General features: G+C 60.8%; 21 protein-coding genes, 1 tRNA gene and 1 pseudogene. 15 read left to right on the top strand and 8 right to left on the bottom strand.

All coding sequences use genetic code 11. The features are described from left to right. The first annotated feature begins 81 nt into the window (after positions 1 to 81). The 14 genes and pseudogenes from GV819_RS28335 to abaF all read left to right on the top strand — a co-directional run bounded on the left by GV819_RS28335 (position 82) and on the right by abaF (position 13,870). A complete protein-coding gene (locus tag GV819_RS28335) occupies positions 82 to 1,662 on the top strand; it encodes an aldehyde dehydrogenase (NADP(+)) (RefSeq protein ID WP_161759334.1) in 1,581 nt (526 codons plus the stop codon). A gap of 203 nt (positions 1,663 to 1,865) precedes the next feature. After that, entirely contained in the window at positions 1,866 to 2,540 is a 675-nt protein-coding gene (locus tag GV819_RS28340) for a GntR family transcriptional regulator (protein ID WP_161759335.1), read from the top strand. A gap of 111 nt (positions 2,541 to 2,651) precedes the next feature. Further along, a complete protein-coding gene (locus tag GV819_RS28345) occupies positions 2,652 to 3,584 on the top strand; it encodes a 4-hydroxyproline epimerase (RefSeq protein WP_161759336.1) in 933 nt (310 codons plus the stop codon). Then, the gene (locus GV819_RS28350; protein ID WP_161759337.1) at positions 3,581 to 4,696 is read left to right on the top strand and encodes an NAD(P)/FAD-dependent oxidoreductase; all 1,116 of its coding nucleotides are present in this window, start codon (positions 3,581 to 3,583) and stop codon (positions 4,694 to 4,696) included. Before GV819_RS28345 ends, GV819_RS28350 begins: the two co-directional genes overlap by 4 nt. Beyond that, positions 4,689 to 4,925, top strand: a complete 237-nt coding sequence (locus GV819_RS28355) for a (2Fe-2S)-binding protein (protein WP_161759338.1) — start codon at positions 4,689 to 4,691, stop codon at positions 4,923 to 4,925. The genes GV819_RS28350 and GV819_RS28355 overlap by 8 nt, the downstream gene beginning before the upstream one ends. After that, on the top strand, positions 4,922 to 6,178 hold the full coding sequence (locus tag GV819_RS28360) for an NAD(P)/FAD-dependent oxidoreductase (RefSeq protein ID WP_161759339.1): 1,257 nt from the start codon (positions 4,922 to 4,924) through the stop codon (positions 6,176 to 6,178). Before GV819_RS28355 ends, GV819_RS28360 begins: the two co-directional genes overlap by 4 nt. A 17-nt stretch (positions 6,179 to 6,195) precedes the next feature. Continuing rightward, positions 6,196 to 6,492: pseudogene (locus GV819_RS33365) on the top strand (helix-turn-helix domain-containing protein); the annotation flags it as partial. A 243-nt stretch (positions 6,493 to 6,735) separates the two neighbouring features. Next, a complete protein-coding gene (locus tag GV819_RS28370; RefSeq protein ID WP_161759341.1) occupies positions 6,736 to 7,554 on the top strand; it encodes an ABC transporter substrate-binding protein in 819 nt (272 codons plus the stop codon). 14 nt (positions 7,555 to 7,568) lie between these two features. Further along, a complete protein-coding gene (gene lhpI / locus GV819_RS28375; RefSeq protein ID WP_161759342.1) occupies positions 7,569 to 9,347 on the top strand; it encodes a cis-3-hydroxy-L-proline dehydratase in 1,779 nt (592 codons plus the stop codon). Beyond that, positions 9,340 to 10,005 carry an amino acid ABC transporter permease gene (locus GV819_RS28380; protein WP_161759343.1) on the top strand — a complete coding sequence of 222 codons (666 nt, stop codon included), beginning with the start codon at positions 9,340 to 9,342 and terminating at the stop codon, positions 10,003 to 10,005. Before lhpI ends, GV819_RS28380 begins: the two co-directional genes overlap by 8 nt. A 10-nt stretch (positions 10,006 to 10,015) precedes the next feature. Further along, positions 10,016 to 10,666 (top strand): amino acid ABC transporter permease, encoded by a 651-nt coding sequence (locus GV819_RS28385; RefSeq protein WP_161759344.1) that lies wholly within the window; start codon positions 10,016 to 10,018, stop codon positions 10,664 to 10,666. Further along, the gene (locus GV819_RS28390) at positions 10,659 to 11,381 is read left to right on the top strand and encodes an amino acid ABC transporter ATP-binding protein (RefSeq protein WP_161759345.1); all 723 of its coding nucleotides are present in this window, start codon (positions 10,659 to 10,661) and stop codon (positions 11,379 to 11,381) included. Before GV819_RS28385 ends, GV819_RS28390 begins: the two co-directional genes overlap by 8 nt. Positions 11,382 to 11,390: 9 nt before the next feature. Next, positions 11,391 to 12,419, top strand: a complete 1,029-nt coding sequence (locus GV819_RS28395; protein WP_161759346.1) for a trans-3-hydroxy-L-proline dehydratase — start codon at positions 11,391 to 11,393, stop codon at positions 12,417 to 12,419. A 53-nt stretch (positions 12,420 to 12,472) separates the two neighbouring features. After that, positions 12,473 to 13,870, top strand: a complete 1,398-nt coding sequence (gene abaF / locus GV819_RS28400; protein WP_161759347.1) for a fosfomycin efflux MFS transporter AbaF — start codon at positions 12,473 to 12,475, stop codon at positions 13,868 to 13,870. Positions 13,871 to 14,040: 170 nt separating this feature from the next. Here the strand turns inward: abaF and GV819_RS28405 are convergent, their stop codons facing one another. From GV819_RS28405 to GV819_RS28420, 4 genes are all read right to left on the bottom strand, one after another. Next, complete coding sequence (locus tag GV819_RS28405) at positions 14,041 to 14,808, bottom strand: DeoR/GlpR family DNA-binding transcription regulator (RefSeq protein ID WP_161759348.1); 768 nt, start codon at positions 14,806 to 14,808, stop codon at positions 14,041 to 14,043. Between the two features lie 74 nt (positions 14,809 to 14,882). Then, on the bottom strand, positions 14,883 to 15,881 hold the full coding sequence (pdxA, locus tag GV819_RS28410; protein ID WP_161759349.1) for a 4-hydroxythreonine-4-phosphate dehydrogenase PdxA: 999 nt from the start codon (positions 15,879 to 15,881) through the stop codon (positions 14,883 to 14,885). Further along, positions 15,878 to 17,158, bottom strand: coding sequence for a four-carbon acid sugar kinase family protein (locus tag GV819_RS28415; protein ID WP_161759350.1), 1,281 nt, complete (start codon positions 17,156 to 17,158; stop codon positions 15,878 to 15,880). The genes pdxA and GV819_RS28415 overlap by 4 nt, the downstream gene beginning before the upstream one ends. Beyond that, the gene (locus GV819_RS28420; RefSeq protein ID WP_161759351.1) at positions 17,155 to 18,162 is read right to left on the bottom strand and encodes a 2-keto-3-deoxygluconate permease; all 1,008 of its coding nucleotides are present in this window, start codon (positions 18,160 to 18,162) and stop codon (positions 17,155 to 17,157) included. The genes GV819_RS28415 and GV819_RS28420 overlap by 4 nt, the downstream gene beginning before the upstream one ends. Before the next feature lie 737 nt (positions 18,163 to 18,899). Between GV819_RS28420 and GV819_RS28425 the strand changes: the two genes are divergently transcribed. Further along, complete coding sequence (locus GV819_RS28425) at positions 18,900 to 19,673, top strand: alpha/beta fold hydrolase (protein ID WP_161759352.1); 774 nt, start codon at positions 18,900 to 18,902, stop codon at positions 19,671 to 19,673. 92 nt (positions 19,674 to 19,765) lie between these two features. On the opposite strand, the gene GV819_RS28430 is transcribed toward GV819_RS28425, so the two are convergent. From GV819_RS28430 to uvrC, 4 genes are all read right to left on the bottom strand, one after another. Continuing rightward, positions 19,766 to 20,524, bottom strand: a complete 759-nt coding sequence (locus tag GV819_RS28430; RefSeq protein ID WP_368668953.1) for a phosphopantetheine-binding protein — start codon at positions 20,522 to 20,524, stop codon at positions 19,766 to 19,768. A 375-nt stretch (positions 20,525 to 20,899) separates the two neighbouring features. After that, a tRNA-Gly gene (locus GV819_RS28435) sits at positions 20,900 to 20,975 on the bottom strand. A gap of 64 nt (positions 20,976 to 21,039) precedes the next feature. Then, positions 21,040 to 21,600, bottom strand: a complete 561-nt coding sequence (gene pgsA, locus GV819_RS28440; protein ID WP_161759354.1) for a CDP-diacylglycerol--glycerol-3-phosphate 3-phosphatidyltransferase — start codon at positions 21,598 to 21,600, stop codon at positions 21,040 to 21,042. Positions 21,601 to 21,632: 32 nt separating this feature from the next. After that, the gene (gene uvrC / locus GV819_RS28445; RefSeq protein WP_161759384.1) at positions 21,633 to 23,456 is read right to left on the bottom strand and encodes an excinuclease ABC subunit UvrC; all 1,824 of its coding nucleotides are present in this window, start codon (positions 23,454 to 23,456) and stop codon (positions 21,633 to 21,635) included. Position 23,457: the final 1 nt, after the last annotated feature.

Raw genomic sequence — 23,457 nt, forward strand, 5'->3', positions numbered from 1 at the left:
GCGTGCCCCGCAATCCCTCGATGAACTGTTTTCATCCGGGGATTGAGCGGGCACAGCATCTTTTGATCCTCAGGAAGCCACATGAATCTGACAGGTGAAATGCTGATTGGCCAACAGGCCGTAAAGGGTACCCGTGAAGCAGTCTGGGCGATCAACCCGGCCACCAACGAGACTCTCGCCCCCCCCTACCTGGGCGGCACTCAAGAACACGTGGACCAGGCTTGCGGATTGGCGTGGGCGGCCTTCGATCGCTACCGTGAAACCTCGCCGGAGCTCCGGGCCGATTTCCTGCAGGCCATTGCTGATGAAATCGAAGCGCTCGGCGACACTCTGATCGAACGAGCCAGCGCTGAAACAGGCTTGCCGCGTGCGCGCATTCAAGGCGAACGTGGCCGCACCTGCAGCCAACTCAGAATGTTTGCGCGGACGGTGCGTGCGGGTGAATGGCTGGACGTTCGAGTCGATAATGCGTTGCCGGAACGTCAGCCCTTGCCGCGCCTGGACCTGCGTCAGCAGCACGTGGCACTGGGCCCGGTGGTGGTATTTGGCGCCAGCAATTTCCCCTTGGCATTCTCGGTGGCCGGTGGCGACACCGCCTCAGCCCTCGCTGCGGGTTGTCCGGTAGTGGTCAAAGCACACGGCGCACATCCTGGTACCAGTGAGCTCGTTGGTCGAGCCGTTCAGGCCGCGGTCAAGAAATGCAAACTGCCCGACGGAGTGTTCTCGTTGCTGTTCGGCGCAGGCCGCGAAGTAGGCTTGGCGCTGGTCAGCGACCGACGCATCAAGGCCGTTGGCTTCACCGGATCGCGCAGTGGCGGCATGGCCTTGTGCAAGGCTGCCCAGGCGCGCCATGAGCCCATTCCGGTGTACGCCGAAATGAGCTCAATCAATCCAGTGTTTTTGTTTTCAGCAGCCCTTGAGTCTCAGCACCAGCCTCTGGCGCAAGCGTTCGTCAGCTCCCTCAACCAGGGGGCCGGGCAGTTCTGCACCAATCCCGGGTTGGTTATCGCTGTCAAAGGAGCCGCCCTGGACGCGTTCACCGCCGCCGCTGCAGACGCAGTCATGTGCAGCCCCGCTCAAACCATGCTGACCCCGACCCTCTTCAATGCCTTTGAAGAGGGTGTCGGCGCATTGCTTCAAAGCGCAAAAGCCGTCCTGGTTGCCGCCGGTTCGAAAGGTGATGGCCCCAACCAATGCCAGTCCCACCTTTTCACGGCACAGGCCGCGGATTTTCTTCGAGAAGAACAGTTGCAGGTCGAAGTGTTCGGCGCAGCCTCGCTGATTGTGCAATGCGCTGACATGGCCGAGCTCCACCAGGTTGCCGAGCACCTGGAGGGTCAGTTGACCGCGACGATTCACATGGACGAAGGCGACCTTGAAGCAGTGAGAGGCCTGCTCCCGACCCTGGAGCGCAAAGCCGGTCGCATCCTGGTTAACAGCTGGCCAACAGGTGTCGAGGTGTGCGATGCGATGGTTCATGGTGGGCCGTTCCCCGCCACGTCCGATTCTCGCTCGACGTCTGTCGGCACCGCCGCAATCGCTCGCTTCCTTCGCCCGGTCTGCTACCAGAATTTGCCGGACGCTTTGTTGCCATCAGCGATCAGGGGCGATAATCCGCTAAAGCTCAGTCGCTTGGTCGACGGTCAGCGGGAACACTCGTAGAGAGCTACCGCTGCCAAAAAAACCACATCCCGCAAGCGCTGAGCTCCGAGGGGCGTTCAGCGCTTGCGGGATGCGTCTGGCCAGGACGATTGGAGCCCTTACACAGGCACTCTCAAGCCCTGTGAGTGTTAACGGGCAAAGGCAGGTGGACGCCAGAAATCTCGTATACCATATGCTGAATTCAATTAAAACGACTGCATACCGTGAACATACCTCACCTCAACGCCCCGGACCTCGGCAACATACCTTCCACTTCGGAAATCATCACCCGGCATCTGCGCGACGCCATCGTTGCCGGGCAATTCGCCGAAGACGAACCTATTCGCCAAGACGATATCGCGCGCCAGTTCAACGTCAGCAAGATCCCGGTCCGCGAAGCACTCAAGCGCCTGGAAGCCGAAGGCCTGGTCATGTTCCAACGCAATCGTGGCGCCATGGTGACACGCATGTCGGAATCGGAACTGGCGCAAATGTTCGAAGTGCGCATGCTGCTCGAAGACAAGGCCCTGCGCTTGGCCATACCCAACATGACAGAAGCCACCTTTGCCCGCGCAGAACGCATTTGCCAGGAATTTATCGGCGAAAACAACGTGGGTCGCTGGGCCGAACTCAACTGGGAACTGCACGCGTGCCTCTACGAGCCCGCGCAACGCCCCTTCCTGATCAGCATGATCCGCTCAGTCAACGACAAACTGGAACGCTACCTGCGCATGCAAATGAGCCTGTCAGCAGGCAAGGAGCGGGCCGACCATGAGCACCACGAAATCCTCCAGGCATGTCGAGACGGCGATGTAGAGCGGGCTGCGGGCCTGCTTGACGAACACATTGCCGGGGTGTGTAAAACCTTGTTCGAGCACTTGCCATCGGCCAAGCCCTGATTCAACCGACTGTGCTAATTTCGTCATCCACGACTGACAAATACATCAAGCCGACATACCGCGGTACAGGCCACTCTTTCGTCTACCAATCTGAACGGACGTGGCCTTCTGATGAAACGTATTACCGTGATCGACTCTCACACTGGCGGCGAACCGACCCGCCTGGTAACTGACGGCTTTCCTGACCTGGGCAACGGCAGCATGGCAGAGCGCCGGCAGCGGCTGGCCGAACAGTACGATCCATGGCGCGCCACCTGCATGCTCGAACCCCGTGGCAGCGATGTACTGGTCGGCGCCCTGCTCTGCGAACCGGTAGATCCAAGCGCCTGTGCCGGTGTCATATTTTTCAACAACAGCGGCTATTTGGGCATGTGTGGCCACGGCACCATCGGCCTGGTGGTATCGCTGGCGCACCTGGGCAAGATCGGCCCTGGCGTTCACCGTATTGAAACGCCGGTCGGCACCGTGCAAGCCACCTTGCATGAAGATCGGTCGGTGAGCGTGCGTAATGTACCCGCCTATCGCTACAGAAAAGCCGTGACCGTCGAGGTGCCCGGGGTGGGCCTGGTCGTCGGGGATATTGCCTGGGGCGGCAATTGGTTCTTTCTGATCGCCGACCATGGGCTGGCCGTGGCCAGTCATAATCTCGAGGCCTTGACCACCTACACCTGCGCCGTGCAACACGCCCTGCAGACCCAAGGCATTCGCGGCGAAGACGGTGGGCTGATCGATCATATCGAGCTGTTCGCCGACGACGAGCACGCCGATAGCCGCAACTTCGTACTCTGCCCAGGCAAGGCCTATGACCGCTCCCCCTGCGGTACAGGTACCAGCGCCAAACTGGCATGCCTGGCCGCCGACGGTAAATTGCAGGCCGGGCAGATCTGGCGCCAGGCCAGCGTGATCGGTAGCGAATTCGAAGGCTCCTACGAACACCTGGGGGATCGGATTGTGCCAACCATTCGTGGACGTGCCCATATCAGCGCCGAAGCCACCCTGGTGATTGAACAGGATGATCCTTTCGCCTGGGGCATTCACCTGTGACCCCAACAGCGGTCGCCGACATCATCGTGATCGGTGCAGGCATCATCGGCGCGGCCTGCGCCCAGGGCCTGGCACGCCGTGGCCTGAGCGTGCTGGTACTGGATGCCGGCCTGTCCGGCGCCACGGCGGCCGGCATGGGCCATCTGTTGGTACTCGATGACAACCCGGCTGAATTGGCCTTGAGCCAATACTCGCTGCAACGTTGGCGCGATGCCGCCAGCGAGTTGCCTGACGACTGCGCTTACCGCAGCAACGGCACGCTCTGGCTCGCGGCCAACCCGGAAGAAATGGCGGTTGCCCAAAGCAAATACAACAACCTGAAAGCCCACGGTGTCCGCTGCGAACTGGTCGGTCGCCAGAGCCTGCGCGAACGTGAGCCGCACTTACGCGAAGGCCTGGAAGGCGGCCTGCTGATAAACGGCGATGGCATTCTTTATGCGCCGGCAACGGCCCGCTGGATGCTCGACACCCCGAACATCCGCCAGCGTAAGGCGCAAGTTGTCGAAGTCGATGGCAACCGGGTCAAGCTTGAGGACGGCCAGTGGCTCAGCGCGCAAGCGGTGGTGATGGCCAATGGCATTCAGGCGAATGATCTGTGCCCGGAGCTACCGATCGAACCGAAAAAAGGCCACCTGCTGATCACCGACCGTTATCCCGGGACGGTGACCCATACCCTCGTCGAACTGGGCTATGTCACCAGCGCCCACACCACCAGTGGCCCATCGACGGCCTGCAATATTCAGCCGCGGCCCACCGGCCAGCTCTTTATCGGTGCCTCACGACAATTCGGCACCGTGGCCCCTGAGGTCGAGAGCTGGATGTTGGCCAAGATGCTCAAGCGTGCTGCCGAGTACATGCCGGTGCTTGCACAACTCAATGGCATTCGCGCCTGGACCGGCTTTCGTGCCGCCAGCCCCGATGGCCTGCCCCTGGTTGGCCCGCATCCGCAGCGCAAGGGCTTGTGGCTGGCAGTCGGGCATGAAGGTCTTGGCGTAACGACGGCACCGGGCACCGCTGATTTGCTGGTCGCACAATTGTTCGATGAGGCCCCGCCTTTGCCCCCACAACCGTATCTGCCCCACCGTTATCTGGGAGAAGCCCTGTATGCCTGAATTGTTCCTGGACGGTCGCAAGCTGCGCGTCGCCGATGGTACCAGCGTCGCCGCAGCGCTGGCGTTGAATGACGATGGCTGCTGCCGGACTTCGGTCAGCGGCCAGCGCCGCGCACCGTTGTGCGGCATGGGTATCTGCCAGGAGTGTCGAGTCAGCATCGACGGTTTCCGGCGCCTGGCCTGCCAGACCTTGTGCCGTGATGACATGCACGTGGAGACCCGGTCATGAACGAAGACACGCAACTGCTGATTATCGGCAGCGGCCCAGCGGGTATGGCAGCAGCCATTGCTGCCGCACCCTTTGCCACGCAGATTGTATTGGTTGACGACAACCCCTTTACCGGCGGGCAAATCTGGCGCGATGGGCCACAAGCCAGTCTACCGGCCCAGGCACGTGAACTACGTGAGCGCTTGCTGGCCTGCACCAACGTCCGCCTCCACAGCGGTACCCGGGTGATTGCCAGTGCGGGTCCCAAGTCCCTGCTGCTGGAGAACGCCGAGCGTGGCTGGCAGATCAACTATGACCGCCTGATCCTGTGCACCGGTGCGCGGGAATTACTTCTGCCGTTTCCAGGCTGGACCCTGCCCGGTGTCACCGGCGCCGGCGGCCTGCAGGCCTTGATCAAGAGCGGCCTGACGGTGCATGAGCAACGTATCGTGATTGCCGGTAGCGGGCCTCTACTCTTGGCCAGCGCCGCCACGGCGAAGAAAAACGCAGCCAAGGTGCTGCGCATTGCCGAACAGGCATCGCTGGGCGCGATCGCCCGGTTTGCCTCGCAACTGCCCCGCTGGCCCCACAAGCTTGTGCAGTCATTCAACCTGTTCGACCGCCACTACCGCCCGCAGAGCCACGTTCTCGCCGCACTGGGCAATGGCCGGCTGGAGGCAGTGCGCCTGCTACAGCAGGGCAAGATAGTCGAAATCGACTGTGACCGGCTGGCCTGCGGATTTGGTCTGATCCCCAATAGCCAACTCGGCCAGGCACTGGGTTACGAACTGGCGGGACAAGCCATCGCCGTCGATGCCTGGCAAGCCGGCAGCCGCCCTGACCATTACGCCGCCGGCGAATGCACGGGCTTTGGCGGCAGCGAACTGGCACTGGTCGAAGGGGCAATTGCCGGATATGCAGCGGTCGGCGAGCTTGACCTCGCCGAGCAACTTTGGCCGCGCCGGGCACGCTGGCAAGGATTTGCCGATGCATTGCACCAGGCTTTTACCCTGGCACCTGGACTAAAAACGCTCGCCGAACCCGATACCCTGGTCTGCCGATGCGAAGACGTTGCCTATTCCGCACTGGCTGGGCATGACAACTGGCGCGAGGCCAAACTCGCCAGCCGCTGTGGCATGGGCGCCTGCCAGGGGCGGATTTGTGGTGGCGCGGTCCATCACCTGTTCGGCTGGCAACCCTCAGCGCCACGTCCACCCTTCAGCCCCGCGCGCATCGAAACCCTGATGTGCCTGGACGACACTCCCCCTGCCTGAATCGCTTTCGCCAATCTATTCATAACGAGTTCACACGCACCATCAGCCTTGTCGCGCGGGTGACCAAGGCCAGCGTATCTGTCGCCCAACTGGAGCGTCACGGCAAGGAAGTCTTTCAACTCACGCCCCGGCAACAGATTCATCAAGCACGCCTTGCAGAGGCATCTCGACTGTTGCTGGAGCACGAGTTCCCCACCACCGAGATTGCCCTGCATTGCGGTTACACCAATCACAGTGCCTTCCGCCGGCAAGCTTCTGCGTTGACCGAGCGCTCCCCGAGCCCCTATCGCAAAACCAATCGCACCCCGCGGTAGCACCCCGCGTTCCCGTTTGGAGGCACAAACTAACGCTACTGCTCCCTTATGTAACATTACCTCGCACAGTTTCGAGCCGGAACAATACCGCGGTCGCGTGCCCAGCGGCCCGAAGGCATGCCCCACAACGATCCAAAAATATTTGCAGAGCCTGCCAGGGAATAGGCATGCCGATTGCTTATTTAATATCGTATACGAAATTCACAATACGATATTCAAAGACCATTACGACACGAGGCACTCATGAAGCATTCGATCCTTGCCGTATCCCTCACCGCTGTTCTGGGCTCCACCATTATGAGCACCGCCCACGCCGACAAGCTCGACGACATCATCAGCTCCGGCAAGCTGCGTTGCGCGGTGACGCTGGACTTCCCTCCGATGGGTTTTCGCGATGCCAGCAACAGCCCGGCCGGGTTCGATGTGGACTACTGCCATGATTTGGCAAAGGTGCTTGGGGTTGATGCCGAAGTGGTCGAAACGCCCTTTCCCGACCGCATTCCCGCATTGGTATCAGGCCGTGCCGACGTCATCGTAGCATCCACCTCAGACACCCTTGAACGCGCCAAAACGGTTGGGCTGACCGTGCCCTACTTTGCCTTCCAGATGGTCGTGCTGACTCGCGATGACACCGGCATCAACAGCTTCAACGACATCAAGGGCAAAGCCATGGGCAATACCAGTGGCACCTACGAAGCCATCGCGCTGGAAAAAGACGTGAAGAGCTGGGGCAACGGTAGTTTCCGCGCCTACCAATCGCAAAGCGACACCATCCTGGCCGTCGCCCAAGGCCATATCGATGCCACGGTGGTGACCAATACCGTCGCCGCCGCCACCTTGAAATCCGGTAAGTACAAGAACCTGAAGGTCGCCGGCAATGCCCCGTATGTGGTCGATTTCGTTTCGTTGGGCGCCAAGCGCAATGAGTATGGCCTGATCAACTACCTCAATCTGTTCATCAACCAACAAGTGCGCACTGGCCGTTACCAGGAGCTGTTCGCTAAATGGGTCGGGACCGAGATTGCTCCGACCGAGTTGACCGTACCGCACGTCTACTACTGAGCAAGGTGTCCGGTATGCCAAGTACTCCCATGACGCTGACCGGTCGCCCCTTGGTCGGTGGTGCTGCACAAGGTGCACTGTTATTTGCCGATGTCGGTCTGAGCTTCTGGGGTGGCGTCGATCCCGTCAGTGGCGAAGTCATTGATCGCCATCATCCGCTCAGCGGGCAGCATATGGCCGGTCGCGTGCTGGCCATCCCCAGCGGTCGCGGCTCATGCACAGGCAGCAGCGTCCTGATGGAGTTGATCAGCAATGGTCATGCACCGGCCGCACTGGTGCTGGCGGATGTCGATGAAATTCTGACCCTTGGCGTGCTCGTGGCTCACACCCTGTTTGAACGTTCCCTGCCGGTGTTATGCATCGGCAGGGAAGCCTTCGGCGCACTGCGCGATGCGGCGTTCGCCCGGGTGGAGGGGCAGGCGCTGACGTTATTCGAGCACGCCCCCGACAGCGACTGCCAAGCGAGCAACACACTGGCCGAACCAGTGCCTGGCGCGTCACTGGAGCTGAGCGCTGAAGACCAGGCGCAGCTCGACGGCCAGCATGGCAAGGCCGCCCAAGTAGCCATGCAACTGGTGGTGCGCATGGCCGAACTGCAAGGCGCCAGCAGCCTGGTCACTATCAGCCAGGCGCACATCGATGGCTGCATTTATACCGGGCCCGCCAGCCTGCAGTTTGCCGAGCAGTTGGTTAAGTGGGGAGCTCGCGTACGCGTGCCAACCACCCTCAACTCGATATCCGTTGATCAGCGCCGTTGGCGTGAGTTGGGCGTCGACCCGGCACTTGGCGAACCTGCCAGTGCGCTGGGGGATGCCTACATGGCCATGGGTGCGCAACTGAGCTACACCTGCGCACCGTACCTGCTCGACAGCGCCCCCAAGGCCGGAGAACAGATCGTCTGGGCCGAATCCAATGCCGTGGTCTATGCCAACAGCGTGTTGGGGGCACACACCCAGAAATACCCGGATTACCTGGATATCTGTATTGCCCTGACTGGCCGGGCACCACTGGCTGGCTGCCACCTGCAAGCCCAACGCAAGGCCCGGATGATTGTCGAAGTGCCGCCGCTGGAGGATCTGGACGACGCCTTCTACCCACTGCTGGGCTATCACATCGGTGCCCTGGCAGGCTCCCGAATCCCGCTGGTGCTGGGGCTGCAAAACGCCTCCCCGAGCCTGGACGACTTGAAAGCCTTCGGTGCGGCATTTGCCACCACGTCGGCCGCGCCCTTGTTTCATATCGGCGGAGTCACCCCGGAGGCGCTGGAGCCCGCGAACGTGCTGGCGCCTGGGAATGCGCCCGAGGTTATCCGCATTCGCCTTGAGCACCTGTATGACGCCTGGTGCGAGCTCAACAGTGCCAACGACCCGCATGTGGACATTGTCTCGCTGGGCAATCCGCATTTTTCACTGAGTGAGTTTGCTCAGCTGGCACACCTCTGCCACGGCCGACGCAAACACCCTGACATGGTGCTGGCGATCACCTGTGGGCGGGCCGTACTGGAGCAGGCCCGAGACGCGGGATACCTGGACGTGCTTGAACGCTTCGGCGCGACCCTGATCACCGATACCTGCTGGTGCATGGTCGGTGAGCCGGTGATGCCACCGGGGGCCCGTACGCTCATGACCAACTCGGGCAAGTACGCCCATTACGCACCGGGGCTGGTGGGGCGCCTGGTGCACTTCGCAAGCCTTGCCGAATGTGTCGACAGCGCCTGCACCACCACGGCCAGCGGCCGCCTACCACGTTGGCTGCAACCTGCCATTCAACAGGAGAAACCTGCGCATGTTTGATTACACCTTCCAGTGGCGCTCAGCGCTGCGTGCGCTGCCAGACATGCTCGCTGGGGCCTGGGTCACGTTCGAGACCGCGGCCTTGTCGATGATTCTCGGGGTGCTGATTGCCCTGGCCTTGACGGTGATGCGTGAAGCCCCGCAACCGCTGATCCGTGGCTTTGCCAATGGCTGGGTGTCGATCGCCCGCAATACGCCTTCTCTGTTCCAGATCTACATCCTGTACTTCGGCCTCGGTTCGCTGGGGCTGCACGTCAGCTCATGGCTGGCCTTGCTGGCCGGTATCACCTTCAACAATGCCGGTTACCTGGCGGAGAACTTTCGCGGTGGCCTGAAGGCCGTTCCCAGCACCCAAATGCGCGCCGCCCGTTCGCTGGGCATGAGCGCGTTTCAAACGTACCGGATGATCATCGTTCCGCAGCTGCTCCGGGTGGTGTTCTACCCCTTGAGCAACCAGATGGTCTGGGCAGTGCTGATGACGTCGCTGGGGGTGATCGTCGGGCTGAACAACGACCTCACCGGCGTGACCCAGGACTTCAACGTCAAAACGTTCCGGACCTTTGAATATTTCGCGCTCGCGGCGGTTCTGTATTACCTGATCGCCAAGTCGATCGTCGCGGTAGCCCGGCTCATGGCCTGGCGGCTGTTCCGCTATTGAGGACCTCTTCATGCTAACCACCAGCTTTACCTGGAACGACCTGCTGTTCCTGCTCGACGGTGCCTGGGTCACCCTGCAGCTGACCTTCTGGGCAATCATCCTGGGCACCATCGCCGGCCTGGTGTTCGGCTTGCTACGGGCCCTGATGCCACTCGCCAGCCTGCCGCTGGCCTGGGTCCTGGACATCTTTCGCAGCGTGCCGCTGCTGATCCAGTTCGTCTTGTTCAACTCGTTCAAAAGCATCGTCGGCCTGAATATCAGCGCCTTCAGCGTCGGCTGCATCGTACTCGGCATCTACACCGCCGCGTACTTCACCGAAATTGTGCGCGGCGGCGTGCTGTCGGTGCCTTTCACGCTGCGCCGGGCCAGTCGTTCGCTGGGCCTGAGTTACTTCCAGGACTTGCGCTGGATCGTCCTGCCCATGGCGACGCGGGTGGCCTTCCCCGGCTGGCTGAACCTGGTGCTGGGGGTGATGAAAGACACCGCATTGGTGATGTGGATCGGCATCGTTGAACTGCTTCGCGCCTCGCAAACCATCGTGACCCGCATCCAGGAGCCGCTTCTGGTGCTGTGCATCGCGGGCCTTATCTATTACCTCATGAGCCTGGCGGTCGCACGTCTGGGGGCTCGCCTGGAAGCAAGGTGGCAAGAAAATGATTGAGATCGACAACGTACACAAATCCTTCGGTGAACTCGAAGTGGTCAAGGGCGTCAACCTGACCGTCAACAAGGGCGAAGTGGTATCGATCATCGGCGGCTCCGGCTCGGGAAAGTCCACCCTGCTGATGTGCATCAACGGTCTTGAGCCGATCCAGAAAGGCAGCATTCGCGTGGACGGGGTCGAAGTGCACAACAAGGCCACCGACCTCAATCGACTGCGCCAGAAAATCGGCATTGTCTTTCAGCAGTGGAACGCCTTCCCCCACCTGACCGTACTGGAAAACGTGATGTTGTCGCCCCGCAAAGTGCTGGGCAAGAGCCGCGAAGAAGCTGAAGCGCTGGCGGTAAAGCAACTGACGCACGTGGGCCTGAGGGACAAGCTCAAGGTGTTTCCCGGCAAGCTCTCGGGCGGCCAGCAACAGCGCATGGCGATTGCCCGTGCACTGGCCATGTCGCCGGATTACATGCTGTTCGACGAAGCCACCTCGGCACTTGATCCACAACTGGTTGGCGAAGTGCTCGACACCATGCGCACGCTCGCCGAAGACGGCATGACCATGGTGCTGGTCACCCACGAGATCCGCTTTGCCCGCGACGTTTCGGATCGCGTGGCGTTCTTTCGCAATGGATTGGTGCATGAAATCGGATCGCCCGATCAGGTGATTGGCAACCCTCTCCAGCCTGAAACCGCTGCGTTCCTCAAATCAGTCAAATAGGAGTACACCATGCGCTCTTCAAAAGTGATTCATGTCGTCAGTTGCCATGCCGAAGGCGAAGTGGGCGACGTGATTGTTGGCGGCGTCGCGCCGCCACCTGGTGCCACTGTGTGGGAGCAGTCTCGCTGGATTGCCAACGATCAGACCCTGCGCAATTTCGTCCTCAATGAACCGCGTGGCGGCGTCTTTCGCCACGTCAATCTGCTGGTGCCGCCCAAAGACCCGCGGGCACAGATGGCCTGGATTATCATGGAGCCGGCCGACACACCGCCGATGTCCGGCTCGAACTCACTCTGCGTGGCCACCGTGCTGCTCGAAAGCGGCATCCTGCCGATGACCGAACCGCAAACCCATCTGGTGCTCGAGGCGCCAGGCGGCCTGATTGAAGCGGTAGCCGACTGCCGCAATGGCAAGGTCGAACGTGTGGAAATCAAGAACGTGCCCTCGTTCGCCGACCACCTTGATGCCTGGATCGAGGTCGAGGGCATTGGCACGCTACAAGTCGACACGGCTTATGGCGGTGACAGTTTCGTGATCGCCGACGCCAAGCGCCTGGGGTTTGCCATCCAGGCCGACGAGGCCGCGGATCTGGTCGAGGTGGGGCTGAAAATCACTCGGGCAGCCAATGAGCAGTTGGGCTTCGTGCACCCGCTGAACCCCGAGTGGTCGCATATCTCGTTTTGCCAGATCGCCGCACCTATCGTGAGTGAACGTGGCGTTGCCAGCGGCGCCAATGCCGTGGTCATCCAACCCGGCAAGATCGACCGCTCACCCACAGGTACCGGCTGCTCGGCACGCATGGCAGTGCTCCAGGCCAAAGGCTTGATGAACGTGGGAGATCGTTTTATCGGGCGCTCGATCATTGGCTCCGAGTTCCACTGCCGCATCGACTCACTGACCGAGGTGGCCGGACGCGCAGCAATCTACCCGTGCATATCCGGCCAAGCCTGGATCACCGGAACACACCAGTTATTACTCGACCCAACGGACCCATGGCCCCAGGGCTATCGACTATCAGACACCTGGCCAGGTGCCTGAGTGGATTTACCGATAATCGCCCCTCCTCTCTTCGTGCCTTGAAAGGACATCCCATGCCTACTCACCCGCATGCTTCCAGCTCCACCACGCCCTCCGGATTGAAACGCGTCGTGGCTGCCGCCATGGCGGGCACCGTGGCCGAGTGGTACGAATTTTTTCTCTATGGCACCGCCTCGGCACTGGTCTTCGGCCAGCTGTTCTTCCGTCAGACCGACAGCCCGGTCGATGGCATCATTGCTGCCTTTGCCCTGTACGCCGTCGGTTTTCTGGCCCGCCCGCTGGGCGGATTGGTGTTCGGTCACTATGGCGACAAGTTCGGCCGCAAGCGGCTGCTGCAACTGAGCCTGGTGGTGGTCGGAATTACCACCTTCCTGATGGGCTGCCTGCCGGGGTTCGACAGCATCGGCTATGCCGCGCCGTTGTTGCTGGTGCTCTTGCGCCTGATCCAGGGGTTCGCCTTTGGCGGCGAATGGGGCGGGGCCATCCTGCTGGTCTCCGAGCACTGCCCGGACAACCGCCGAGGTTTTTGGGCCAGTTGGCCGCAAGCCGGGGTACCCGCCGGCAATCTGGTCGCTACCGTTGCCTTGCTGCTGTTGTCCTCAAGCCTGACTGAGGAACAGTTCCTGGCCTGGGGCTGGCGCGTAGCGTTCTGGTTCTCGGCCGTCGTGGTATTGATCGGCTACTGGATCCGCACCAGCGTCGATGATGCGCCGATCTTCAAGGAGGCCCAGGCACGCCAAGCGCAGAACACCTCGCAGCAACTGGGCGTGGTCGAAGTGCTGCGTCACCACTGGCGTGCCGTGCTGGTCGGGATCGGGGCGCGATTCGCCGAAAACATCCTCTACTACACCGTGGTGACGTTCTCGATTACGTACCTGAAGCTGGTCGTGCACAAGGACACATCGCAGATTCTGCTGTTGATGTTCGGTGCACACCTGCTGCATTTCTTCCTGATCCCGCTGATGGGTTACCTGTCCGATATCGTCGGGCGCAAACCGGTGTATCTGACCGGTGCAGTGCTGACAGCCTTCTGGGGGTTCATTGGCTTCCCGATGATGGACACGGGTAACAGTTGGCTGATCATGACGGCCATTACCTTGGGCCTGGCCATCGAATCGATGACCTATGCCCCGTACTCGGCGCTGATGGCCGAGATGTTCCCCACCCATGTCCGCTATACCGCGTTGTCGCTGTGCTATCAGGTTGCACCTATCTTTGCCGGCTCCCTGGCACCGTTGATTGCGCTCACCCTGCTCAACAAATACCACAGCTCAACCCCGATCGCCTGGTACCTGGTCGGCGCCGCGCTGATCTCGATTGTCGCCGTAGGCCTGACCCGCGAAACCCGTGGCAAATCACTGCACCAGGTCGACGCCGAGGCGGCTGCGCGGATCGCCAGCCAAGGCAGTGCCGAACCCGCCAATGCATACCAGGGCAACGCGCGGGCCTGATCCAGCCTCACAAGCGTTTCGGGTGGGCGCCACGACGCCCGCCTCCCATCATGTCAGCAACACAGGCCGGCGATCGAGGTGCGACTTGAGTGCGTCGCCCTCGATTTTCTCGCGGCAAGCATGCCGACCGACTCGCAAGCATTACCGACTGGCACCGACCGTTAGGGCACCTATAGCTCGACGGTCTCCACGGTGGCCATGGCCAGATCCTGGAACGGTTGCAGTTCCACCTCATCAACCGCCGAGGTAATCAACCGCCATTCCCGCTCCAGCGGCGTCCAGTGCTGTTGACGTGCCCTGCCCAGCTTTTCCGAATCGGCCAGGACGAATACCTGCGCGGCCCTTTTGATGATGCATTCCTTGAGGTAGGCCTGTTGTGCACTGGCCTCACAAAGACCGAATTCGGCGACCACACCGTCGGCGCCAAGAAAAGCCCGATCAACGCTGAGCCGGCTGATCGCCAGCTCGGCGAGAGGCCCAAGGGTGCTCATGCTGGATTCCCGAAGATCGCCACCGATCAGGGTCAGTCGGACACCCGGGGCCGTGGCCAGCGTCATGACCGCCAACAAATTGTTGGTAACCACCTGGATATTGCCGTGCGAATACAGCAGTGCCGCCAGTGCACTACAAGTGGTGCCGCCATCCAGGAATACCGTGTCTCCATCCTGAATGTGGGCAATGGCGGCCCTGGCGATCGCGGCCTTTTCATCCCCCCGACTGGCCTTGCGCTCTTCCAGTGAAGCCTCTGGCTCGTGCACGCCGATCAACGCCGTGGCGCCGCCATGGGTACGCACCAGCAGGCGTTGCTTGCCCAGCAGGGTCAGGTCACGGCGTACCGTGGCTTCCGACACATTCAACGCCGAACTCAACTCCTCGACGCTGGTGTCGTGGGTCCGAACGAGATCGAGGATAAGGCGGTGGCGGTCGACGGGTTTCATGCACGGGCTCCTTGTCTGGTGGGCGCTGATCTTATACAGCAGCCCATCAGTGCCTTGTAGCCTTCACTGCGATCTCAGCGTCGAGTGGCCAACTCGGCACCCTGGCGCAACGCTTCCAACAGGCTGCGTTCATCAGCGATGCCCTGGCCGGCGATATCGAACGCGGTGCCATGATCCACCGAGGTACGAATCACTTCCAGCCCCACCGTGACGTTGACCCCCGCCTCCAGGCCGAGGACCTTCACCGGGCCATGGCCCTGGTCGTGATACATCGCCACCACCAGGTCGAAATCACCTCGCCCAGCGCGAAAAAACAGGGTGTCAGCAGGCAAGGGGCCGGTCACGTCCAGGCCGAGGGCCTGCAAGCGCTGCACGGCGGGAATGATTTTCTCCTCTTCCTCGCCATAGCCAAACAGACCATTCTCCCCCGCATGGGGATTGATCCCGCAGACGCCAATGCGCGGACGAGCGATCCCGGCCTTGATCAAGGTCGCGTTGCCGCGCTCGATGGTGCGCTGTACCAGACCCGGCTCGATCTTGCGGATAGCGTCGATGATGCCGATGTGAGTCGTCACGTGGATCACCCGCAACTGCGGCGCCACCAGCATCATCGACACCTCGTCGACGTGAGTCAGGTGGGCAAGCATCTCCGTGTGCCCCGGGTACTTGTGCCCTCCCGCGTGCAGTGCTTCCTTGTTCAGCGGCGCAGTACAGATCGCGTCGATCTGCTGCGCGTTCGCCAGCTCCACGGCGCGGGCAATGTACTGGTAGGCCGCATCACCCGCTATGGCTGAGAGCACGCCGAATGGCAGGTCCTGGGGAATCAGCCCCAGGTCGATGCAATCGATGCTGCCAGGCTGATACAACGCCTCGGATGCATCCTTGATCCGGCGAATCACCAGCTGGCCACCAACAATGCGGTTGGCCTGCTCCAGACGCCGGGCATCTCCGATCACCAGTGGCCGGCACTGTTGATAGACCACTGCATGAGTCAGGCTTTTGACAATGATTTCCGGCCCGACACCGGTGGCGTCACCCATGGTGATGCCAATGACGGGAAGCGTGTTACTCATAAAGTTGACCTCGATGCCTTAACTGGGTGTGCAGACGCGTGGTTACCGCCCGCCTGGTTCAAATACTGCCAAGCCCGGTAAAGCGCCTGATCGCTGCCAAAGGCCCCGGCCTTGGTGACGATGCGGGGACAGCGGTCTTGGGCCCGGAGCAATGGTTTGCCGAGCACCACACCGGCCTCTATTTCCTGATGTATCTGCAGGCCGCCAATCGCTGCGGCACTGAGCATGGCCCGAGCGGTTTCGCCACCGGTGGCGACCAGCCCCGCCACCTGCCCGAAATACGGCGCGGTCATGGCCGCCAGCGCCGTGCACAGGCGCTCACCCTCGGCTGGCGCAAAGACCGCGTCACGACCGATGCGCAGCAGCAGGTCCGAACCGCCATCCAGTGCCTGGATCATGCACGCCTGCCACAGTCGCCAGTCGTGGTGTTCCGGACCGGCACGCAGAACCGCAGGCGGCACCAACAGTTCGGCAATGCCGCTCTGGGATTTGAGCAAGGCGCATTGACGGTCCGACACAGCAGACAGGCTACCGACCATGACCAGGATCGAGCCGCTTGGCTCCGGCGCCAGGGCAGCGTCCGCTGCTGAAAAAGTGCCAGGTTGCAGCAAGGCGCTGATCTCCCGCGCCAAGCCTCCGGAACCGACCCAGAAAACCTCCCGCTCCAGGTCAATGGTCGCCAGCGCCAGGGTGCGCAGGTCATCGCTGGTTTCACTGTCGACGATCAATGCCTGTACACCGCTCTCCTTGACGTTCAGCAGGTGCTGGGCGAGCTGCCGGGGATCAACCCGCAGCCCTTGTAGATCCAGGCGTGCGGAGGTCAGCCCGGCCCCCAGCAGCATGGCCTCGATATCCGCCTCTCGATCGGCATTTTCCAAACGCCAGGTGTCTGTGCTTTCCAGGGGCGCACCGGCCACCAGAACCCGGCCCTCGCGCAAGGTCCGGCCGGTGGCAGGAAATGCCGGGGCGATGATGGCCAGCCCGGCCCGCGGTTGCAGAACAGCCACTTCGGCTGCCCAGTTGCCACGCAGGGTCGAGTCGATCTTCTTGTACAGGCGACCTCCTGGACGGTTCAGCGCGTCGAACGCACGCAGGGTCAGCGCCGCCGCGTCCGTCGGCGCCAGGCGCCGGGAGTCGGTATCGATCGCAATGACCTGAGCCCCAAGGGTGTCCGTCGAGGTATCGAGCGCCACCACGGTGTGCAGCCCGGCGCTGGCAAAACCGATCGCGCAATCCGCGGCCCCAGACAGGTCATCGGCAATAATCAACAGGTTCATGGTTGCGTCTCCTGTCGGTGCAGACCCGCTTGTTCGGTGGCCGACACTTCCCTGGCCTTTTGCCGCTTGGCCAGCGACGACACCAGAATCGGTGCCAGGATCGCCGTCACCACCACGCAAGCGGCGACCAGCAGTGTCGCGCTGCTTGCCGCCTCGGCATAGGCGGGATTGGCCGCGGCAATCAGCGCCGGTACGGCGGCGGCATTGCCAGCCGTGGTCGCCGCCGCGGCCCCGGCCACCCCAGTGCCACCGGACAGGCGATCGGCGAAATACAACGGAATGCCGGTGACCACCACCACGGCCACGCCGAGGGCGATGCCCAGTAAACCGGCTTGCCAGACTTTGAACAGATCCAGGCTGGCCCCCAGGGCCAAGGCGAAGAACGGAATCAGCACCGGCACCGCCTTGGCCAGAAAATCACGCATCTCCCGATCAAGATTGCCCAGCAGCATGCCGAGCATCAGCGGCAGAATCGCGCCCACCAGGGTGGGCCAGGGAAAGGCCGACAAACCTGCAACACCCAGGGTGATCATGGTCAGGAATGGACCGGACTCCAGGGACATGACCGAATAGGCACCGACATCGGCGGGGCGTCCGTACTGCCCCATGAGCGCCATGTACAGACCACCGTTGGTATCGTTCATCGCCGCCACCACGGCCAGGGTGGACAGTCCGGCAAAGAATCCCGAGGAAATCGGTTGCTCGCCCAGAAAGTGCCCCATGACCAACCCCATGATCATGGCCGTTCCAACCTTGGTGGCGAACAGCACACCCCCCTTTTTCAACAGATAGGGCGTGGTCTTGATATTGATGCTGGCGCCCATGCAGACGTAGAACACCGCGAGAATCGGCAGTGAACCGCTGAACAGCGCATTGGTGAACGAGCCAAAGTACTTTGGCATGTCCGGGAGGAAGGTGGCGATGAGTGAACCGATCAGTAACGGAACAATCATCATGCCGCCAGGAACACGCTCGATGGAGCGCTTGATTGGAATCTGGATCATCCGGTAACTCCTTATTTTTATGGTGCGCAACACGGCTCTGACCTGATCGAAACAATCACGAAATGATTGACTCGATCAATCGCACCTTAAAACAAGACTCAATAATGCGCAACTCAATCAATAAATGATCAATTCAATCATAAAGTCCGCTGGATCGAGCGCATCTGCCCCCTCTCGAGCCACAACTGGCGGTGGCTCTCGATACCGGATAGCAAGGGCGCGACAACAGGCAGGCGCGCGCTCGCGGCACTGCCTGGTCGGATCAGTTAAAGCGCGCCGCCCACAGAACCCGGCAGGTCCTGGCTGAGCCAGATTGGCTGTCGGCTGCGCAAGGGCGCAAGGCGGTCAGGAGGTCGAAGCTGATGGTTCGCCGTGCAGCGGCCTTCATACCTTCATCCTGCAACAAGGTCTGGCAGCTATCCGGCAAGTCTGCGCACCACGCCAGCGCCGGCAAAAGAGACCCAAGATCGGCATCAGCAAAAAACACAACAGCCATATCGTGCGGCCCGTGAAGGCATGCTTGCCCGAAGCTACGTGGCTAAAGAAATCATCGGCTAGGTGATTCCAACTTTAAACGTTGGTATGGCTCGGTCATCGCACTAACAAAGCAGAAACCAACTCACAGCCTTGCGCTACCATGGAGGCCTGGCGCTTGCCGCGTGACCTTGAGGACCCCGAGCCTTGACGGTCACGGTCGCCAGCCAGGTCAAGGAAGTCATTACACAGGACGTATGTAAATGAATGTATTCAACCATCAGGATGGTCAGTTCCTGGAAATTGGCGGCGCGAATATCTATTTCGAAATCCAGGGCAATGATGCCGGCCCGGTGATTGTTCTCCTCCACGGCGGCTTTGGAAACATTGAAGATTTCAACCCCATCACGCCTTACCTGAGCAAGGACTATCGGCTCATAGGCATCGATAGCAGAGGCCACGGCAAATCGACACTGGGCACAGCCGCGCTGACCTACAAAAGAATCCAGGATGATGTCGAGGCGGTCATCCACCACCTTGGGCTCGACGATATCATCCTGATCGGCCACAGCGACGGCGGCATTGCCGCACTCAGATTGGCAGCCGACAATCGGATCAAGATCAAAAGGCTCGTCACCATCGGTGCCCATTGGACGTTGAAGGCCAATGATCCGACGCGCAAGGTGTATGCCGACATTACCGCCAACAGCTGGCATACGATGTTTCCCGCCAGCTACGACCGTTACATGACACTCAACCCGACGCCTGAATTCGACGCGCTGTCCAAGGCTCTGGTCGACCTTTGGCTCGACTCAAGCAACAGCGGATATCCCAATGCCAGTGTCAGGCACATTCGTTGCCCGTTGCTCGTGGTTCGCGGCGACGATGACATGCTGGTCTCAAGGATCAACTCAGTTGAACTGGCCAATCAAGTTCCTGAAGCCCGGCTGATGAATATTCCGTTTGCCGGCCACTGCGCCCATGAAGAAAAATGCGAAGTGTTCATCGCAAGCCTGAATGAATTCATCAACACTTGAACCCCTTGCAACTTACTCTCCTTCAACCGGCGGCTGGTTGTCCATTCCAGGATGTGCAACCAGCCCTGGGTTATAAACCCAGCTATCAGTCATCAGGCCAGTGTGGTTTTGAGGTCCTTGTCACTGCTGGTCAGCACCTCTGCCATTCGCGTAGGAGTGCGCGACGCCAAGACAATGGCTCCAGAAACCTTTGACTTGAGTTTCACACTGAGTAACCCCGCAGCGATGACCACCAACGCCGAATTGCCTCCCAGGTCGAAAAAGTCGTCATGCTCATCAAAGTGATCGCGTCCCAGCAGTTGGGCAAAGACCTGGCAAATCTGCTCCACCCGTAACCGGTGTTCCGCAAGGGAAGCAGGGGAAACTGGTAATGACGCAAGTACGCGTTTTTCACTGCTCAATGTGTTGCTGCGCGATGGAACGGGAAGATTCGATCGATCAAACTTGCCATTGGGCAACAGCGGAAACTCCGGCAGCACGACATACAGATCAGGAATCATGTACTCCGGCAGATGCCGGCTTAACATGAGATTCAGCTCTTCTTTGCTAAACGGCCGACTGACGACGATGTAAGCCGCCAACATGTCTTCCCCCCGGCCCTCGAAGCCGCGCGCAGCGACTACCGCAGCATCGAGCCCGTTGATACTTTCCAGCTCGCGCTCCACCTCGCGAGAACCGATGCGGTTGCCGCGAATCTTCAACTCGGCCTCCCCACGGCCAATCCACTCCAGGACTCCCCTCTCATGCATCCGAACCTTGTCGCCACTGCGGTAAATCAAGGTGCCGGTATCGGGGTGCCGCCTGAATGCCGCAGCAGTCGCATCGGGATCCCCCAGGTACTCTTGCGCCAAACCGGCACCCGAGATGCAGAGGTCGCCTTGGCTGCACGGTTGCAAGGTGTCATCAAGGACATGCAGATAGGTATTGCGTAACGGCTCGCCTATCCCACCAGCACCAGTATGCAGACAGCAACGCCTCGATCTTGCGCAAGGCTCGGTCATCATTCAGCGGATAGAGCCGTAGGCGGCCATTGAGCGCAAGCCCATCAGTTTTGCCGAGGAGAAGCAGCACCTGTCCAGACTCAAGGCTCCCAATCAGGGCTCCGCTCTGGACTTAAAGCACTGGAGGATGCTGGATTTCAGCGAAATCCGCAGAAACGAAAAAAGGACCCGAAGGTCCTTTTTGCGATCGCTGCAAAGTTCAGTTGAACTCTGCAGCGCTATGTTTGGAGCGGGAAACGAGACTCGAACTCGCGACCCCGACCTTGGCAAGGTCGTGCTCTACCAACTGAGCTATTCCCGCAACGTCTTGGTGATGCGCATTCTATAGAAATTAGAATGCGCGTCAAGCCTTTGATTCAAAAAAGTTATTTTTTTTCATTGTCGATTTTCAGATGCGGCCAGGCAGCGCGCAGATACTGCAGCATCGACCACAGGGTCAGGCCCGCTGCTGCCAGCAGCAAGGCGTAGCCCACCAGCACCCAGAAACTGAAATCCGACGGGTTGGCCAGGAGGATCACCAGTGCAAGCATCTGCGCCGCGGTTTTCCATTTGCCCATGCTGGACACCGCTACCTGGGCACGGGCGCCCAGTTCGGCCATCCATTCACGCAGCGCCGAAATCACGATCTCGCGACCGATGATCACCGCGGCCGGCAAGGTCAGCCACAGATTGTGGTGCTCCTGAACCAGCAAGACCAAGGCCACCGCCACCATCAGCTTGTCGGCCACGGGATCGAGGAACGCGCCAAACGGCGTGCTCTGTTGCAGGCGTCGCGCCAGGTACCCATCCAGCCAGTCCGTGGCGGCCGCGAAGGCAAAGACCGAACTGGCAGCCATGTAGCTCCAGCTATACGGCAAATAGAACAGCAATATGAAAATCGGGATGAGCAGGACGCGTAGAACGGTGATCAGATTAGGGATATTCATCGGCACAACTGGCTACGAGGTGATTGGGCATTCTACTCGCTGTGCAGATTTGCATAAATCAACTCTGCGAGCTTTTTACTGATTCCCGGTGCTTTGGCAATCTCGTCGATGCTTGCACGGGACAGTTCTTGCAATCCACCAAAATGTTTAAGGAGGTCACGCCGACGTTTCGGGCCGACGCCCGCCACCCCTTCCAGGGTCGAGGTGCGCCGGGTCTTGCCACGTCGGGCGCGGTGACCGGTGATCGCGAAGCGGTGAGCCTCATCGCGGATTTGCTGGATCAGGTGCAACGCCGGCGAGTCCCCCTTCAGGGTGAACTCATGGGCGGCATCATTCAGGTACAGGGTTTCGAAACCGGCCTTGCGGGTCGCCCCCTTGGCCACGCCGAGGAGAATCAGGTCCGGCACTGCCAGTTCATTGAGCACATCACGAGCCATGGACAACTGGCCCTTGCCACCGTCCACCAGGAGGATATCTGGCAGCTTGCCCTCTCCGTCCTTGAGCTTGCTGAAGCGTCGTGTCAGGGCCTGGTGCATGGCCGCGTAATCATCGCCGGCTGTAACGCCTTCGATGTTGTAGCGGCGGTAATCGGATTTCAGCGGCCCTTCCGGCCCGAAGACCACGCAGGAGGCTACCGTCGCCTCGCCGCTGGAGTGGCTGATGTCGTAGCACTCCAGGCGCTGCGGGGGCTCGTCCAGGTTCAGCACCTCGGCCAGGGCTTCAAAACGGGCGGCCACGTGCTGGCGGTTGGCCAAGCGCGCGCTCAAGGCCTGCTCGGCGTTGGTCACTGCCAGTTGCTGCCAGCGGGCACGGGTGCCGCGCACTCGGTGACTGATGGTCAATTCACGACCGCGCAACTCATCGATGGCGGCGATCAGGACCGGGAAGTCCTCATGGAGCACATTGACGATCAATTCCGCAGGCAGGTCGCGCTCGGGGCTGCTGACGAAGTACTGGCCAAGAAAGGCCAGCATGACCTCGGAAACGTCCTCCTCGATGCCCACCTGGGGAAAGAAATTCTTGCTGCCCAGCACCCGCCCGCCACGCACGCTGATCAGGTGCACACAGGCGCCGCCCGGGTTGACGAAGGCCGCCACCACGTCGACATCGCCGGTGCCACCCTCCATGCTCTGCTGGTCTTGGACCCGGCGCAGCAGGGAAATCTGATCGCGCAACTCGGCGGCCCTTTCAAAATCCAGGGTGCCGGCAGCGGCCTCCATGGCACTGGAGAGCTCATCCGTCAGGGCGTTGCTGCGCCCTTCCAGGAACATCACCGAGTGGCGCACGTCTTCGGCATAGACCTCGGGCTCCACCAGGCCGACGCAAGGCGCCTTGCAGCGCTTGATCTGGTACTGCAGGCAAGGCCGCGTGCGGTTCTTGTAATAGCTGTCCTCACACTGCCGGACCATGAAGGTCTTCTGCAGCAGGCTGAGGCTCTCACGAATGGCACCGGCGCTGGGGTAAGGTCCGAAGTACTTGCCCTTTTGCTTCTTTGCCCCGCGATGAATGCTGAAACGCGGAAAGTCGCCGTCCGAAAGAAACACGTAGGGATATGACTTATCGTCGCGCAGGAGGATGTTGTACGGCGGCCGCCATTCCTTGATCAGCGTCTGCTCCAGCAGCAGGGCTTCGGTTTCGTTGGCGGTGATGGTGGTTTCGATCTGCGCGATGCGCGCCACCAGGGCAGCGGTCTTCGGCGCATGGCCAGTCTTGCGGAAATAGCTCGACAGGCGGCTTTTCAGGTTCTTGGCTTTACCGACGTAGAGCAGGCGTGCATCGCTGTCGAACATGCGATACACACCGGGACGGCCACTGCAGGTAGAAAGAAAGGCACTGGGATCAAACAGGTCGGTCATT

This window comes from Pseudomonas sp. Fl5BN2 (assembly GCF_009908205.1).
In the GTDB taxonomy this organism is placed as follows: domain Bacteria; phylum Pseudomonadota; class Gammaproteobacteria; order Pseudomonadales; family Pseudomonadaceae; genus Aquipseudomonas.

Bases quoted from the DNA above. Each gene is read 5' to 3' on its own strand.
- GV819_RS28385 (WP_161759344.1), top strand. From the start codon at position 10,016: ATGCTAACCACCAGCTTTACCTGGAACGACCTGCTGTTCCTGCTCGAC.
- GV819_RS28355 (WP_161759338.1), top strand. From the start codon at position 4,689: ATGCCTGAATTGTTCCTGGACGGTCGCAAGCTGCGCGTCGCCGATGGT.
- GV819_RS28415 (WP_161759350.1), bottom strand. From the start codon at position 17,158: ATGAACCTGTTGATTATTGCCGATGACCTGTCTGGGGCCGCGGATTGC.
- GV819_RS28420 (WP_161759351.1), bottom strand. From the start codon at position 18,162: ATGATCCAGATTCCAATCAAGCGCTCCATCGAGCGTGTTCCTGGCGGC.
- GV819_RS28390 (WP_161759345.1), top strand. From the start codon at position 10,659: ATGATTGAGATCGACAACGTACACAAATCCTTCGGTGAACTCGAAGTG.
- GV819_RS28425 (WP_161759352.1), top strand. From the start codon at position 18,900: ATGAATGTATTCAACCATCAGGATGGTCAGTTCCTGGAAATTGGCGGC.
- GV819_RS28405 (WP_161759348.1), bottom strand. From the start codon at position 14,808: ATGAAACCCGTCGACCGCCACCGCCTTATCCTCGATCTCGTTCGGACC.
- lhpI (WP_161759342.1), top strand. From the start codon at position 7,569: ATGCCAAGTACTCCCATGACGCTGACCGGTCGCCCCTTGGTCGGTGGT.
- pdxA (WP_161759349.1), bottom strand. From the start codon at position 15,881: ATGAGTAACACGCTTCCCGTCATTGGCATCACCATGGGTGACGCCACC.
- GV819_RS28360 (WP_161759339.1), top strand. From the start codon at position 4,922: ATGAACGAAGACACGCAACTGCTGATTATCGGCAGCGGCCCAGCGGGT.
- GV819_RS28370 (WP_161759341.1), top strand. From the start codon at position 6,736: ATGAAGCATTCGATCCTTGCCGTATCCCTCACCGCTGTTCTGGGCTCC.
- GV819_RS28380 (WP_161759343.1), top strand. From the start codon at position 9,340: ATGTTTGATTACACCTTCCAGTGGCGCTCAGCGCTGCGTGCGCTGCCA.
- GV819_RS28345 (WP_161759336.1), top strand. From the start codon at position 2,652: ATGAAACGTATTACCGTGATCGACTCTCACACTGGCGGCGAACCGACC.
- pgsA (WP_161759354.1), bottom strand. From the start codon at position 21,600: ATGAATATCCCTAATCTGATCACCGTTCTACGCGTCCTGCTCATCCCG.
- GV819_RS28395 (WP_161759346.1), top strand. From the start codon at position 11,391: ATGCGCTCTTCAAAAGTGATTCATGTCGTCAGTTGCCATGCCGAAGGC.
- uvrC (WP_161759384.1), bottom strand. From the start codon at position 23,456: ATGACCGACCTGTTTGATCCCAGTGCCTTTCTTTCTACCTGCAGTGGC.
- abaF (WP_161759347.1), top strand. From the start codon at position 12,473: ATGCCTACTCACCCGCATGCTTCCAGCTCCACCACGCCCTCCGGATTG.
- GV819_RS28335 (WP_161759334.1), top strand. From the start codon at position 82: ATGAATCTGACAGGTGAAATGCTGATTGGCCAACAGGCCGTAAAGGGT.